At 67.3% G+C, this 14,618-nt stretch carries 13 protein-coding genes; 5 read left to right on the forward strand and 8 right to left on the reverse strand.

Translation table 11 applies throughout. The features are described 5' to 3' along the window. Window positions 1-39: 39 nt before the first annotated feature. Window positions 40-1,602, reverse strand: coding sequence for a helicase HerA-like domain-containing protein (locus tag E0L17_RS04625; protein ID WP_167930079.1), 1,563 nt, complete (start codon window positions 1,600-1,602; stop codon window positions 40-42). 307 nt (window positions 1,603-1,909) lie between these two features. On the opposite strand from E0L17_RS04625, the gene E0L17_RS04630 reads away from it, so the two are divergent. Continuing rightward, entirely contained in the window at window positions 1,910-2,665 is a 756-nt protein-coding gene (locus E0L17_RS04630) for a pirin family protein (RefSeq protein ID WP_353652950.1), read from the forward strand. A 160-nt stretch (window positions 2,666-2,825) separates the two neighbouring features. On the opposite strand, the gene E0L17_RS04635 is transcribed toward E0L17_RS04630, so the two are convergent. The 5 genes from E0L17_RS04635 to E0L17_RS04655 all read right to left on the reverse strand — a co-directional run bounded on the left by E0L17_RS04635 (window position 2,826) and on the right by E0L17_RS04655 (window position 7,706). Then, the gene (locus E0L17_RS04635; RefSeq protein ID WP_167930081.1) at window positions 2,826-4,385 is read right to left on the reverse strand and encodes an alpha-amylase family glycosyl hydrolase; all 1,560 of its coding nucleotides are present in this window, start codon (window positions 4,383-4,385) and stop codon (window positions 2,826-2,828) included. A gap of 123 nt (window positions 4,386-4,508) precedes the next feature. Beyond that, window positions 4,509-5,096: a class I SAM-dependent methyltransferase gene (locus E0L17_RS04640; protein ID WP_167930082.1), complete on the reverse strand. Its 588-nt coding sequence runs from the start codon at window positions 5,094-5,096 to the stop codon at window positions 4,509-4,511. Then, window positions 5,089-5,715: a sugar O-acetyltransferase gene (locus E0L17_RS04645; RefSeq protein ID WP_167930083.1), complete on the reverse strand. Its 627-nt coding sequence runs from the start codon at window positions 5,713-5,715 to the stop codon at window positions 5,089-5,091. Before E0L17_RS04645 ends, E0L17_RS04640 begins: the two co-directional genes overlap by 8 nt. Window positions 5,716-5,797: 82 nt before the next feature. Further along, window positions 5,798-6,784, reverse strand: a complete 987-nt coding sequence (guaA, locus tag E0L17_RS04650; RefSeq protein ID WP_167930084.1) for a glutamine-hydrolyzing GMP synthase — start codon at window positions 6,782-6,784, stop codon at window positions 5,798-5,800. Window positions 6,785-7,016: 232 nt separating this feature from the next. Next, window positions 7,017-7,706, reverse strand: a complete 690-nt coding sequence (locus E0L17_RS04655) for a class I SAM-dependent methyltransferase (RefSeq protein ID WP_167930085.1) — start codon at window positions 7,704-7,706, stop codon at window positions 7,017-7,019. Between the two features lie 90 nt (window positions 7,707-7,796). Between E0L17_RS04655 and E0L17_RS04660 the strand changes: the two genes are divergently transcribed. Continuing rightward, window positions 7,797-8,471 (forward strand): YoaK family protein, encoded by a 675-nt coding sequence (locus E0L17_RS04660; RefSeq protein ID WP_167930086.1) that lies wholly within the window; start codon window positions 7,797-7,799, stop codon window positions 8,469-8,471. A 12-nt stretch (window positions 8,472-8,483) separates the two neighbouring features. Here the strand turns inward: E0L17_RS04660 and E0L17_RS04665 are convergent, their stop codons facing one another. Together E0L17_RS04665 and bsh are read right to left on the reverse strand one after the other, a co-directional pair. Beyond that, window positions 8,484-10,106 carry an MFS transporter gene (locus E0L17_RS04665; protein WP_167930087.1) on the reverse strand — a complete coding sequence of 541 codons (1,623 nt, stop codon included), beginning with the start codon at window positions 10,104-10,106 and terminating at the stop codon, window positions 8,484-8,486. 61 nt (window positions 10,107-10,167) lie between these two features. Then, window positions 10,168-11,133 (reverse strand): choloylglycine hydrolase, encoded by a 966-nt coding sequence (gene bsh / locus E0L17_RS04670; protein ID WP_167930088.1) that lies wholly within the window; start codon window positions 11,131-11,133, stop codon window positions 10,168-10,170. 226 nt (window positions 11,134-11,359) lie between these two features. Between bsh and glmU the strand changes: the two genes are divergently transcribed. From glmU to pth, 3 genes are all read left to right on the forward strand, one after another. Beyond that, window positions 11,360-12,754, forward strand: a complete 1,395-nt coding sequence (gene glmU, locus E0L17_RS04675; RefSeq protein ID WP_167930089.1) for a bifunctional UDP-N-acetylglucosamine diphosphorylase/glucosamine-1-phosphate N-acetyltransferase GlmU — start codon at window positions 11,360-11,362, stop codon at window positions 12,752-12,754. Then, a complete protein-coding gene (locus E0L17_RS04680; RefSeq protein ID WP_167930090.1) occupies window positions 12,755-13,753 on the forward strand; it encodes a ribose-phosphate diphosphokinase in 999 nt (332 codons plus the stop codon). Window positions 13,754-13,866: 113 nt separating this feature from the next. Continuing rightward, on the forward strand, window positions 13,867-14,439 hold the full coding sequence (pth, locus tag E0L17_RS04685; RefSeq protein WP_167930091.1) for an aminoacyl-tRNA hydrolase: 573 nt from the start codon (window positions 13,867-13,869) through the stop codon (window positions 14,437-14,439). Window positions 14,440-14,618 lie beyond the last annotated feature (179 nt).

Here is a 14,618-nt window from a genome sequence, read left to right on the forward strand (position 1 = left end):
CGCGTGCCAAATAAACCTGACGCCAGTGGCACGCGCCCTTTAACGGCGGCGACCGCCAAAGAGATTGCGGGTGATCTGGCGCGTGGCCTCGCGGCCGAAGGTGCCGAAGATCTGGCCAGCAATCTTGCCGATGCCCTTCATCATCTGCTCCTGCTGCTTCTCGCGGGCGCGAGCCTCGCGCTCCGCGGCCTTCTCGGCCTCCCGCTCGGCCTTGGCGGCCTCCTTGGCCTTCAACTTCTCGAGCTCGGCCTTCTCCTTCTCAAGGGCCGCGCGCTCCTCAGCGAGGCGCTCGGCCTCCTCGTCCTTCTCGGCCTCCGCGCTCAGCTGCTCGAAGGCGCTCTCGCGGTCCACGGCCTCGCCGTACTTCTCCATGAGGTCGGCCTGGGCATCGAGCGCGGCCTTGAGGTCGGTCTCGGGCGCGGCGGCCATGAGGCACTGCGGCGGCAGGATCTTTGCGCGCTCCACGACCTCGGGCTGGCCGTCCTCGTTCAGGAAGCTCACCAGCGCCTCGCCGGTGCCCAGCTCCAGAATGACGTCCTCGCTCTTGAACGCCGGGTTCTCGCGGAACGACTGCGCGGCGGCGCGTACCGCCTTCTGCTCGGCCGGCGTGTAGGCGCGCAGGCCGTGCTGCACGCGGTTGGAGAGCTGGGCGAGCACCTCGTCGGGGATGTCGCTCGGCGACTGCGTGATGAAGTAGACGCCCACGCCCTTGGAGCGGATGAGCTTGACCACCTGGACGATCTTGTCCAGAAGCTCGCCCGGCATGTCATTGAAGAGCAGGTGCGCCTCGTCGAAGAAGAAGACGAACTTGGGCTTCTCGAGGTCGCCCTCCTCCGGCAGCGTGTCAAAGAGCTCCGAGAGCATCCACAGCAGGAACATCGCGTAGATCTGCGGGCTCTGGATGAGCTTGGCGGCGTTGAGGACGTTCACGTAGCCCTGCCCGTTCGGGGTGCACGCGAACCAGTCGGCGAGGTCGAGGTCCGGCTCGCCGAAGAAGACGTCACCGCCCTCGTCCTCAATCGAGATGAGCTTGCGCAGAATGGCTCCCACGGACTGGCTTGAGACCTTGCCGTAGGTGGTCTCGTACTGCTTGGCGTTCTCGGCCACGTAGTTGAGCATCGACCGCAGGTCCTTGAGGTCGATCAGCAGGAGGTTCTTGTCGTCAGCGATGCGGAAGACGATGTCGAGCACGCCCTCCTGGACCTCGGTGAGCTCGAGCAGGCGCGAGAGGAGCGAGGGGCCCATGTCGGAGACGGTGATGCGCACCGGAATCCCCTGGCCGCCGAGCATGTCCCACAGGCGCACGGGGCAGCCCTCGTAGGTGAAGCCCTCAAGGCCGAACTTCTTGATGCGCTTCTGCATGTCCTCGGTGTCCTCGCCGGCTGAGCACATGCCGGTGATGTCGCCCTTGACGTCGGCCATGAAGACGGGGACGCCCGCCTTGGAGAAGCCCTCGGCCATGACCTTGAGCGTCACGGTCTTGCCCGTGCCGGACGCGCCGGCGATGAGGCCGTGACGGTTGGCCTGGTCGAGCAGCAGGCTGACGGGCTTGTTGTCGGGCTCGGCGCCCACGCCCATCCAGATGGCGTTGTCCTTGAGCATTGGTCCCCCTTGCGTGGCGTTGACAGGGCTGTATATCCGCAGCTAAGCATAGCAGCCGAGAAGGACGAGCGCCTCTCAACGCCAATTTGACACGCGGGTCGGGACGGAGGTCCCGCCGCCCCGTCCTCTCGTCATCCCCCCGCCCGCAACCGATGCACAAAATGTGAGCATCGCAATAGCATATGAATCATCCGGGGGACGTCGGGTATAGGCCCGTCAGGACACGAAAGGGAGGTATCCGATGGAACGCACCGTTGCTGAACGCGTGAGGGGATTTCGCACTGAGGACGGGGGCGGAGTGAGCCTCGTGCGCGTACTCGGACCGCAGACAACCGAGCGCTTTGACCCCATCCTCATGCTCGACTCATTTGACAGCACCGACCCCGCGGACTGGGAGGCCGGCTTCCCACTGCATCCGCACCGCGGCATCGAGACGATCAGCTTCATCGCGCGTGGGGCCATGCGGCATCGCGACAGCCTCGGACACGAGGACACCGTGCGCGACGGCGAGGTCCAGTGGATGACGGCGGGCTCCGGCATCCTGCACGAGGAGATGATGCCGGGCGTCACGCGCCTGCTCGGGGTCCAGCTCTGGCTCAACCTCCCCGCACGGGACAAGATGGTTCCCCCGAGCTATCACGCCATCCGCCGCGAGAGCATCCCCGAGGTTACGCTTGCGGGCGGCCGCCTGCGCGTCCTCGCGGGAACATATGGGGACGTCCATGGCTTTGAAGGGTCCTACCTGCCTCTCGATTACTACGACATCCATCTTGAGCCGGAATCTGAGACCTCGCTCGTGCTCGACCCCGAGCGCACCGCCTTCGTCTTCACGCTGACGGGCAGCGTGCGCGTTGCGGGCGAGCCCGTCTCGGAAAAGACGGCGGCACGCCTCACGAGGGGCGACCGGCTGACCATCGCCGCGGGCGACGGCGGAGCGGAGGTTCTCTACGTCGCAAGCCAGCCGCTCCGGGAGCCAATCGCCTGGGGCGGCCCCATCGTCATGAACACCAACGAGGAGCTCGATCGGGCGTACCGGGAGCTGCGCGAGGGGACCTTTGCGTGACGAACCGTGACGAACGGCCCACGACCGAGCGTCGAGACAGAGGATTCGGACAGAACCGACGCTCCAAGGGGTCGATTCCGTCCGGATGCTCTGTCTCGACGATTCTAGTGCGTGACGCGGGGACGGGGCGAGCCAGCCCGGCCCCCGCGTCACGCACTCCCTAGAGCTCGAAGAACGTGGCGGAGGCGGCGGGAACATGCAGCACGCCACCGGCAAGATAGGCCTCGTCACCCAGCGCATAGAGCACGCGCGCAGCCTCAAAGTCGCACGGGACCTCGACCTCGCGTGCGGCGGGGTTGAGGGCCACCAGCACGCGCTGGCCACCCTCCCCGCGCTCCGTGCGCAGGTAGACGAGCGGATACGCGTTCTTCTCGCAGTGGACGAACTCCACCGCCGCGTTCACGCCGAGGGCCGGCGTGGAGCGGCGCAGCGCGATGAGTCGCTGGACCTCACGCCAGAGCGAGGAGTCGCTGGCCATCTGGGCCGCTACCGTAGGCGCGTCGTCGCCCGCGTCCTGCGGGATGTAGAGAGAATCGGCAGACGCTCCTGAGAAGCCATAGTTGGGCTCGGCCGCGTCCCACTGGATCGGCGAACGCGCACCCGTGCGCTGGTAGCCGCCCTCGACCGAGATCACGTCCAGATGGCGCATGCCAATCTCGTCTCCGGCGTAGACAAAGGGGCATCCCGGCATGGACAGGATGAAGGCAAAGGCCAGCTTCATCTCCTCCGGGTCAAGGAACTTGCGCATGCGGTCCATGTCGTGGTTGCCAGACGGGATGCACATGAGGCCCTTGCCGTCCGTGAGCTCCATGTTGCGGCGGTACGTGGCCACAAACTCACTCGCGTCGCCCGCGCCCTCTCGCGCGAACCACGGGTGCTCGCAGCGGAAGAGGTCCATGTAGTGCGACGTGCCAAACTGCAGCAGGAAGTCCATGTGGAAGCCCGCGCGGATGGTCTTGTCGGGCTCGCCCCACTCGGAGATGAGCACGGCGTTGGGGTAGCGCTCGTCCAGGAACGCGCGCATGTCCTGCCAGAGGGCGATCGTGCCCTCCTGCTCGGGATCGTCCTTCACGAGCGAGCCCGCCATATCCACACGGAAGCCATCGCAGCCGCGGTCCAGCCAGAACGCCATGACGTCCTTCATGGCCTGGCGCGTGGCAAGAGCCTCCGGCGAGTCCATCGCGCTCTGCCAGGGCTCGGTCACGCGATAGAAGCCGTAGTTGAGAGCAGGCTGGAAAGCAAAGAAGTTCACGGCCACGGCACCGTTGCGCTCTGCGATGCCGCGCAGCACGCCGTTCACACCCGGGACGTCGCCCACCGGGGTCCATACGTCATCGGTCCAGACGTAGCGGCCCGAGAACTCGTTGGGCTCGGCCCGGCAGGACTCCTTGAACCAGGGATGCTCGATGGAGGTGTGCCCGGGCACAAGGTCGAGAAGAACATGCATGTCACGGGCATGCGCCTCAGCAAAGAGCCGCTCGAGGTCCTTGTTGGAGCCGTAGCGCGGGGCCACCTGGCAGTAGTCTGCCACGTCGTAGCCCGCATCGCCGAAGGGGGACGCGAAGCACGGGTTGAGCCAGAGAGCGTTAGCACCCAGCTCGCGCACGTAGTCGAGCTTCTCGATGATGCCCTGAAGGTCACCGATGCCGTCGTCGTTGGTGTCGTTGAAGCTCTGCGGGTAGATCTCGTAGAAGACCGCGTCGTCGAGCCACGTGCTCATGGGCGTTCCTTTCTCGCTCCTCGTTTCCCTCTTCGGATTGGAAACGTTTCCAGTTGGGAGGATTGTATAGCACCTTCAACGTAGCGCAAGCGAAAAAACGGCAACTGATGTGAAATCGGTCCCCTACGTGAAATCGAGTTGTCTTACCGTGAAGTGCTGCGGGCAGTCGCCCTCCTCGCCCGGCAGCTCGAAGGTGCCCTCGCGCAGCACGGTCCAGCGCGCTCGGCCGACATAGGCCGGCCACTCGCCGTTGTCCGACATGTGCACGAGCGTCACGGGGCCCACGGCCTCGCACTCCAGTTTGTCGAGAAACGCCGCGAGCACCGGCGTGTCAAACGGATTGAACAGATAGACATGCGTATAGTCGGCGAGCGGGAGGTCGAGCGCGCTGCCCGCGACCACGCTCACGTTGGGATAGCGCGCGGACCACGCGGCCGCCTCCGCCGCGAGCGCCGGGTCCAGCTCAACGCCCGTCACGTGCCCGGGCAGCGCCGCACCCACAAAGTATGCGAGCACGCGGCCGGCGCCGCAGCCCACGTCGAGCAGATGGGAGTCGGCGACGAGATCCAACCCTCCGAGGAGATCCTCGAGCACGAAGTACGGCGTGGCCGTAGGGTCATGGGCTCCCTCCGCAGCATGGCGAGTCCTCTCGGCACGCTCAAGCGAGCGACCGGCAACCGCCAGGTCACGCAGCAAACCAGCGTCACGCATCGAACCAGGGCTTCTCGACCGGCCTGTTGTGGTCGTAGACGCGATCGTCCTTCTCGCAAATCTCGCGCAGCACGCGGCACGGGTTGCCCACGGCAACCACACCGGCAGGCACGTCACGCGTGACCACGCTTCCCGCGCCGATCACCGAGCCCGCGCCCACCGTCACGCCCGGCAGCACCACGCATCCCGCACCGAGCCACGCGCCTGCGCAGATGCGGACGGGCTTGTTGTACTGCAGGCCCTTTGCGCGCAGACGCGGCGAGACGGGGTGCGACGCCGTGCAGATGGTGACGTTGGGACCGATCATGACGTCGTCCTCGATGAAGATGTCCGCATCGTCCACCAGCGTGAGGCCCATGTTGGCGTAGACGTTGTTGCCCAGGTGCAGGTTCGCGCCGCCCCAGTTGGCGTGGAACGGCGGCTCGATCATGCAGCCCTCGCCCACCTCGGCGACGAGCCTGGCGAGAAGCGCGTCGCGCTCCTCGGAGCTGCTGAACGGCAGCGCGTTGTAAGCGTCCAGCACGTCGCGCCGGCGCTCCTGCTCAGCAAAGAGCTCGGGGCTGTTGCAAGCGTAGAGCCGACCGTCGGCCATGCGCTGCCGCACTTCCGCGAGGTCCATCAAGTCTCCGTTCTTCTCGCTGGTAAAGCGGGTGCCCCGCCACTCGGAAGCGACGGGGCACCCGTTAATTTAGTTAAATTACTTATTCCCACTCGATTGTGCCGACGGGCTTGGGCGTGAGATCGTACGTCACACGGCAGATGCCCGGCACCTCGGCCAAGATGCGGTCGGTGATCTTCTTGAGCAGCGCCCAGTCGAGCTCGGGCACGGTGGCGGTCATGGCGTCGACGGTGTTGACGGCGCGGATGATGGCCGGCCAGTCGTAGGCGCGCTTGCCGTCGCGCACGCCAGTCGCGCGCATGTCGGGCACCACGACGAAGTACTGCCAGACCTTGCCGGCCAGGCCCGCCTCAGCGAACTCCTCGCGCAGGATGGCGTCGGCCTCGCGCAGCGCCTCCAGGCGGTCGCGGGTGATGGCGCCGAGGCAGCGCACGCCGAGGCCCGGGCCCGGGAACGGCTGGCGCTCGACCATGCCCTCGGGCAGCCCCAGCGCGCGGCCCACCACGCGGACCTCGTCCTTGAAGAGCAGGCGAACGGGCTCCACGAGCTCAAACTGCAGGTCGTCGGGCAGGCCGCCCACGTTGTGGTGGGCCTTCACTCCGTCGGACTCCACGATGTCGGGGTAGATGGTGCCCTGCGCCAGGAAGTCCACGTCGTCGGCGACCTTGCGGGCCTCCTCCTCGAAGACGCGAATGAACTCGGCGCCGATAATCTTGCGCTTGCGCTCGGGCTCGGCCACGCCGGCCAGCAGGTCGAGGAAGCGGTCCGTGGCGTCAACGTAGACGAGGTTGGCGTCCATCTGGTTCTTGAAGACGTCGACGACCTGCTCGGACTCGCCCTTGCGCATGAGGCCGTGGTTCACGTGCACGCAGATGAGCTGCTTGCCGATGGCCTTGATGAGCAGCGCGGCCACCACGGAGGAGTCCACGCCGCCGGAGAGGGCCAGCAGGACCTTCTTGTCGCCGACCTGCGCGCGGACGGCCTCGACCTGCTCATCGATGAAGGCCTGCGCAAGCTCGGGGGTGGTGATGCGCTCCATGTTGTCCGGGCGCTTGTTCGGGAGGTCCATGCCAGCTCCTTTGAACGGGGAATCGATGCCCCAATTCTACCGGAGACGAGGTCGGGCGGAGGCGTGGGACGCCCCTTGACGGCGGCGCGCGAGCATGCGCTCCGATTGTCGGTGATTTTTGACGAACACGTTGAGTACAGGCTCTTGAGCCACCACAAAACCGCAGGTCAAAAAATGCTATCTGACGGGCAGTACTTAACCCCTCCCCCAGAAATCACCGACAATCGACGGATTACGCAGGATGTCCCCCGCTGTCCCGCGGTGGCACGATGACGTCATAGCGGACCGCCTTGCCCGCAACGGAATGGCTCGGCCTGGCGCCCGCGAGCCACGACCCCTTGGGCGGCCGCTTGATGACGACCTTTCGCGGGCGCGCCGCCAGCGCAGCGTCCAGCAGCTCCCCCTCGTTGTCGCACGGCCGCTCGAGATGGTGCAGAAGCTGGAACTTCTTCTTCACCGCCGCGCTCTTGGTGCGCTCGGGAAACATCGGGTCCAGAAACACCACGTCGGGCGAGAAGCCCAGCGCACGCAGCCCAAAGACCGAATCGCCCTCCACGAGCTCCATCCGTCCCACGATAGCCGAGAGCCTCGGATCGTCAGCCGCCCGCTCGAGCGCGTCGCGCAGGAGCGCCGCGATCACCGGGTCCTGCTCGAACATCGTGACCGTAAACCCCGCCGCCGCCAGAAGCAGCGAGTCCTCCCCGAGCCCCGCCGTGGCGTCAACGGCGCGCGGATCGGGGACGCCGCGCACGCGCGCCGCGCGCACGAGCAGCTCTCGCCCCAGGCGGTCCGGGCGCAGCCGGGGCAGCAGTCGCGAGAAATCCGCGCGCAGCACCATGCCGTCGCCCACGAGCGCGAGCCCCTCGGCATCACGCCTCAGCTCGACGTTCTTCTCGCCCGCCATGGCCGGGTCATCGCCCATCGTGTTTCCCTCCGGCAAACTGTCGCGCCGCCCGAACGTTTTGCCCTAGCATGACACGCGGCGGACGCGGCGTCGAGCGAAAGAGGGAGCATGGCGGAACAGGCTGCGGCAAGAAGGACCAAGGTGCCCGTGCGGCTCGGGCTCATCGTCATCTGCGCGGGCGGGTTCATGGACGCGTACTCGTACCTGCTGCACGACCACGTCTTCGCGACGGGGCAGACCGGCAACATCGTCCTGCTCTGCATGAACCTCGCCGAGGGGGCGTGGCTCGGCGTGTCGCACTACCTCGTGTCCATCCTGGCCTTCGTCGCCGGCATCATGCTCTCGCGCCACGTCCTCGTCCGCGTGCACGGAAGGGCGACCCACCGCATGCAGCGATGGGTCGCCGTCTTCGAGGCCGTTGCGTTCGCCGTCGTGGCGCTCCTGCCGGAGGGCGCGCCCGACCTGCTCGTCAACAGCGCCATCTCGTTCTGCGCCGCCGTCTCGTACGAGAACTTCCGGCAGTTCGGGACCAGGTCGGCGTACGCGAGCGTCTTCTGCACCGGCAACCTGCGCTCCCTCGGGGAGACGCTCTACGACGGCATCTTCGAGAAGGACCGTCACGAGCTGCATCGATCGGCTCGCTACGCCGGGCTCGTCGCGTCGTTTTGCGTCGGCGCCGTGGCGTGCAAGCTCCTGATCGACGCGACGGGCAAGTTCGCCTGCCTCGCCATCAGCGCGCTCTTCCTCCTCTCGCTGCGCTACATCGTCGACCCGGACGCGTGAGGGGCTCGCCGCCTAGCGCTTCGTGATCATCGGGGTGGTCGCGAGGCCGAGAAGCACGATGACGGCCCCCACCGCATAGGCGGCGCGCGTGGAGTCGAAGCGAGCCTGGGCATCCAGCCTGACCAGCTCGTCGCGCTCGTCCTGGGTCAGATTGACCTGATCGAGCTGCCGCTCGAACTCGTCGTTGCTCTCGAGGTCGACGCTCATGTTGGAGAGCTGCCCGCGCACCTCCGGGGACAGGGCCGCGTCGCCCGCGATCCCCGCGTGCATGGCGTTGGTCATCCCAAAGAGCAGCACCGCGCCGAGCAGCGCCACGCCGAACGCCTGGCCGACGTTGCGCATCGTGCTCTGGATGCCGCCCGACTGGGAGGCGTCGCGCTCCGGCAGGGCAAGGGCGACGATGTTGCTCGCGTGCGAGGCCACCGTGCCCGCCCCCATGCCGGCGAGAAACGCGCCCGCATAGACGCCGGCCGCGCTGGCGCCGTCCGTCGTGACCGAGAGGGCCATGACGCCGAGGGCGAGCGCCATCTCGAGATAGCCCGCCTGGATGACGTGGCGCGGGTTGGCGTGCGGGAGCAGCTTGGGGATGCCCAGCGAGAACGCGAAGGTGGGCACGCCCGTCACGATTGAGATGACGCCCACGTCGACGGGCGACCAGCCGGCAACGAGCTGCAGGTAGGGCGCCATGAGGATGGACTGCGCGCCCATGAAGAAGAACATGATCGCGTTGGCGGCAAGACCGGCGAGCACCTGCGGCGTCCGCAGGAAGGAGCTCGGCAGGAGCGCGATGCCGTTCTTCTCCTCCACGCGGCGCTCCACCCGCACGAGGACCACGAGCACCACGATGCCGCACGCCATCACCGGCAGGGCCGGCGAGATGCCGAAGATCGTGAACGGGCAGCGCTCGAACGGGGTGATGAGGCCCCAGGCGGACACGTTGGAGAGGCCGATCAGGAAGAGGAACAGCCCCAGCGCGGCAAGGGTCACGCCGATTCCGTCGAACGCGAGCCTCTCGCCCGCGGACGCCGCGCGCGGGAGCCGCAGCGAGAGCGCCGCCACCACCGCGAAGTAGGCCGCGAGCAGCAGGAAGGTCGGCTTCATCCCGGCGCTCTCCATGACCATGCCCAGCACGAGCGGCAGCACGGCGGAGAGTCCGGACGCCGCGCCGACGCAGCCGAAGGCGACCATGCGGTTGCGGCCGCTGTAGAGCACGGGGATGAGCCCGAGGATCGAGGGGACGAGCAGGCTCGCGCCGAGCCCCACGAGGACGCGGCCCACCCAGATGAAGACGGCCATGTTCGGCGCGAGCGCGAGCGCCACCTCGCCCGCGGCGCACACGACGGCGCCCGCGCGGAACGTCCGCGCCCAGCCGAGGATGGTCCCCAGAAGGCCGCCGGCGATCATGAAGGCGCCGCCCACGAGCGGGTAGATCATGTTGGCGAGCTGGATGTCAGACGTCGTGGCGCCGAGGTCGCTCGTGAGGGCCGAGGCGGCCAGCGACAGGGCGCCGTTGTCGCCCGTCGTGCCCATCTGGGCGAGGATCAAGATGATGACGGGAAGGACGAGGAACTTCTCGGCTGCGGGGGACGACGCGACAGCGCCCTCCCCGCCCGCCGCTGAGGTGGGATTGCTCATGGGTCTTCTCCTTGTTCGTTTGCTTTCGCCCGGCCCGCGGCGTGCCGCGGGCCGCCCTGCGCTACGCCGCCGCTTCCACGACCACCGGCTCTGTGCCCGCAAGGTCGCACCCCGAGAGCGGGTACGCCTTGATCGCGAGGTCGTCATAGGCCGCGTGGTAGTAGGTGAGGCTCGCGGCGGAGAAGCAGCTCGTGTAGAGCGTCCGCTCGAAGGCGCCGTCGCCCATGCGCGCGCAGCCATCCGGCACCGCGACCGACCCGAGGGTGCGGAAGAGCCGCGTGACGTTGGCGCGCTCCCCGTCCTGAACGGGATAGTGCGTGTTCACGAACGCCGCCTTCGCAAAGCGAGAAGGACCGCTGTAGTCGCCGGGCATGCCGTGCATCCCCATGCCGGAGCCAAACGGGGCGAGGCCCGCCCCTCCCCACGCGGCCTGGCCGGGCTCGTCCTCGGAGAGCGTCAGGTAGTTCCGCAGGTTCTGGCGCTGCCAGCCGAAGTCCGGCTCGTTGGTGAGCACGTCGACGTCGTTCTCCCGCACGCGCAGGCCGCCCTCAAGGCACTCGACGACCACGCTTCCGGTGGCGTCGCCGATGATCCAGTGGAGGTTCGCGACGGGCAGCCGCTCGTTCACCGCGCGCGCCACGACGGTCACGCGCGCGAGCGCGGCACGCACCTCGTCCAGACTCGAGAAGTTCCGCGCCACCCAGTAGGGGAACTCGTAGGCCGCGACGTTCACGCCCCCGTCCGTCGGGGCCGCGGCGTAGCGGGCGCTCTGCGGGAAGTTGAGGCCGGCGACGGCAAGACCGGCGTCGTTGCCGCAGTCAAAGTAGAGCGGCACGCCGCCCACGACGATGCCCATACCGATGACGGCGTGACCCCGCTCGAGGTCATCCGGCCGCTCGAAGGCGGCCGGGACGCGCGCCGCAGGAGGGGTCATCACCACACGCTCGCCATAGCCCTGGGTCCAGTCCAGGTTGCGGCCGAAGTACATGGCGCCGTTGGCGTCGGTGAAGCGAATCCCCGTGCACATGGGGCGGCCCCTTCCCTGTCCCGCCGTTCTTCTCGGCAGGACACGTAGGATAACAAAACGACTATCTGTTACCCACATATTCTCGACGCAAACCCAAAGCGCGCCTCTTTTCTCGGAGCGTCTGAGAATTCGGCGTCAACGGGCGGACACGGCGCCGCATTTCCGCGCGGCTGAGCTATCATGATGACTATATGTTGGGACAACACAGCGCTTGGAGGCTCAGCCCATGCCCATGACCGCGATCATCCTCGCCGCCGGCGAGGGAACGCGCATGAAGTCCCGTCACCCCAAGGTAATGCACAAGCTCCTCGACCGCCCGCTCGTCTCGTGGGTCACGCGCGCCGCGCGTGTTGCCGGCGCCGAGCGCATCGTGGTGGTCGTGGGCAACGGTGCCCAAGAGGTGCGGGACCATCTTGCCAACGAGAAGAACGTCGAGTTCGTCGAGCAGGCGGAGCGCCTGGGGACAGGCCACGCCGTCCGCGTGGCGCTCGAGGCGACCGGCATCGACGCCGGGCCCGTCGTCATCCTCAACGGCGACCTGCCGCTCATCGAGCCCGAGACCGTCCGCGCCTTCGCCGATTCCGTGGCGGACGGCGGCCACGCCGCCTCCGTCCTCACGATGACTCCGCCCGACCCGCACGGCTACGGCCGCATCGAGCTCGCCGAGGACGGCACGGTGGCGCGCATCGTCGAGCAGAAGGACTGCACCCCCGAGCAGGACGCGCAGCTCCTGGAGTGCAACGCCGGCTGCTATGCCTTCGACGGCGCGCTTCTCGCCGCCCACGTGGGCGAGATCGGCAACGACAACGCCCAGGGCGAGTACTACCTCCCCGACATGGTGGAGATCCTGCGCGGCCACGGCCACGCCACCACGATCGTCCACTGCGAGGACTACCGCGAGGGCCTCGGCGCCAACAACCGCGTGCAGCTCGCCGAGCTTGCCGCGCTCGCGCGCGACCGCATCAACGAGCGCCTCATGCTCGATGGCGTCACCATGCTCGACCCCGCCACCACCTGGGTGGGCCCCGACGTCACCGTCGGGCGCGACACCGTCCTTCTCCCCATGACGATGCTCTGGGGCGCAACGTCGGTGGGCGAGGAGTGCGTGCTCGGCCCCAACACGCGCCTCACGGACTGCACCGTCGCCGACCACGTCACCCTCGAGGAGACCGTCGGCGTGGACGTGACCATCGAGAAGGGCGTCACCTGCGGGCCGCGCGCCTACCTGCGCGGCGGCGCCCACGTCCTGGAGGGCGCGCACGTGGGCACGCACGTGGAGATCAAGAACTCCACGATCGGCGTGGGCTCCAAGGTCCCCCACCTCTCCTACATCGGCGACTGCACCATGGGCGCCGGCGTCAACATCGGCGGCGGCTCCATCACGTGCAACTACGACGGTGTGCACAAGAACCGCACCGTCATCGGCGACAACGTCTTCGTTGGCTCCGACACCATGATGGTCGCGCCCGTCACCATCGGCGACGGCGCCCTCGTGGGCGCCAGCTCCTGCGTCACCAAGGACGTCCCTGCCGACGCGCTCTATCTCGAGCGCAGCAAGGAGCGCATTGTTGAGGGATACGCCGCCCGGCGTCTCGAGAGACTCAAGAAAGGTGAGGCCTAGATGTACGAGAACCTGAGTGAGCCCATGCCGCTGAAGAAGGAGATCAAGCTCTACACCGGCACCGGCAACCCGGCCCTTTCCCAGAAGATCGCCGACATCCTGCACCTCGAGCTGCAGGGCCTGAAGATCGAGAAGTTCGCCAACGGCGAGATCTACGCCCGCTTCGACGAGTCCATCCGCGGCGACGACGTCTTCTTCATCCAGTCGCTCTCGGGCCTCAACGTCAACGACCTCCTCATGGAGACGCTCGTCGTCGCCGACGCCGCCAAGCGCGCCTCCGCCTCCAAGTTCACCGCCGTGCTCCCCCACTACTGCTACGCCCGCCAGGACCGCAAGGCCTCCGCGCGCGAGCCCATCACCGCGCGTCTCGTGGCCAACCTGCTCGAGGCCGCCGGCGTGGACCAGGTCATCACCATCGACCTGCACCAGGGTCAGATCCAGGGCTTCTTTGACATCCCGGTGACCCACCTCACCGCCCTCTACCTCATCGGCGACTACTTCAAGGAGAAGGACTTCGACTGGGAGAACACCGTCGTGGTCTCCCCCGACATGGGCCGCGCCAAGGTCGCCAAGCGCCTCTCCGACTACCTGGGCTGCGAGGTCGCCATTGCCCACAAGAGCCGTCCCAAGCACAACGCGTCCGAGGTCATGGGCATCATCGGCAACATCGAGGGCAAGACCTGCATCGTCAACGACGACATGATCGACACCGCGGGCACCCTCTGCAACTCCGTCCGCAAGCTCAAGGAGATGGGCGCCGGCGACATCTACGTCTCCGCCACGCACGGCATCTTCTCCGGCGAGGCCATTCAGCGCCTCGAGGACGCGCCGCTCGTGGAGTGCGTGGTCACCGACATCATCCCCTGCGAGGCCGCCAACAAGCCGGGCTCCAAGATCAAGTCGATCTCCGTCGCCAACGAGCTCGCCGAGGCCATCAACAGCGTCTACATGCGCCGCTCCGTCTCCGAGATCTTCGGCGGCCAGGGCGCCGAGATCTAACCTGCAAATTGGGGACGTGTTTTTTCGTTCAGAGAAAATGGGACAGGTTTTCTGAAAGCCTGAAACACATGCGGGGTCGTCTTCGGGCGGCCCCGCGTCCGTGAAGGAGCGCCATGCCCGCACAGAAACCAGCCGCGAGGCCGGGCACCATCAAGATTGTCTGCGGCCTCGGCAACCCCGACGCCGAGTACGCCCGCACCCGGCACAACGCCGGCTTTGCCACCATTGACGCCATCGCCGCGCGACGTGGGGTGCGCTACTGGAAGTCCGAGGCCGGCGCGCAGGTCGCCTCGATCACGGTAACCGACAAGGACGGCGAGAAGCGCGAGGTTCTTCTCGCCAAGCCGATGAGCTACATGAACACCTCGGGCGGACCCCTCTCCAAGCTGGCGCGCGCCCACCGGGTGCGCCCCGAGGAGATCCTCGTGGTCCACGACGAGGTGGACCTGCCCGCGGGCGAGGTCAAGCTCAAGCTGGGCGGCGGCCTCAACGCGCACAACGGTCTGCGCTCCATCGCCGACAAGCTCGGCAGCCGCGATTTTGCCCGCGTGCAGTTTGGCATCGGACGGCCGCCCGGACGCATGCAGGTCGCCGACTACGTGCTGCGCGAGCTCAAGGGCTCCTTCCTCGAGGACTTCGAGCTCACCGTCGAGCGCGCGGCGGACCTCGTGGAGCAGAGCCTGTAGGGCGGGCGAGGCGGAGGGGCGGTGAGACAAAGGGGACGCGAGACAAAGGGGCGGTGAGACAGAGGGGACAGGTTCATTTGTCTCATGAACTCGATGAGACAAATGAACCTGTCCCCCCTGTCTCCCCCTGCCTTTTTAAAAAAATTCCCGCCCCCCAAACCCGGGGCGGTGTCGTATTT

Source organism: Olsenella sp. SW781 (assembly GCF_012027725.1).
Taxonomy (GTDB): Bacteria; Actinomycetota; Coriobacteriia; order Coriobacteriales; family Atopobiaceae; genus Thermophilibacter.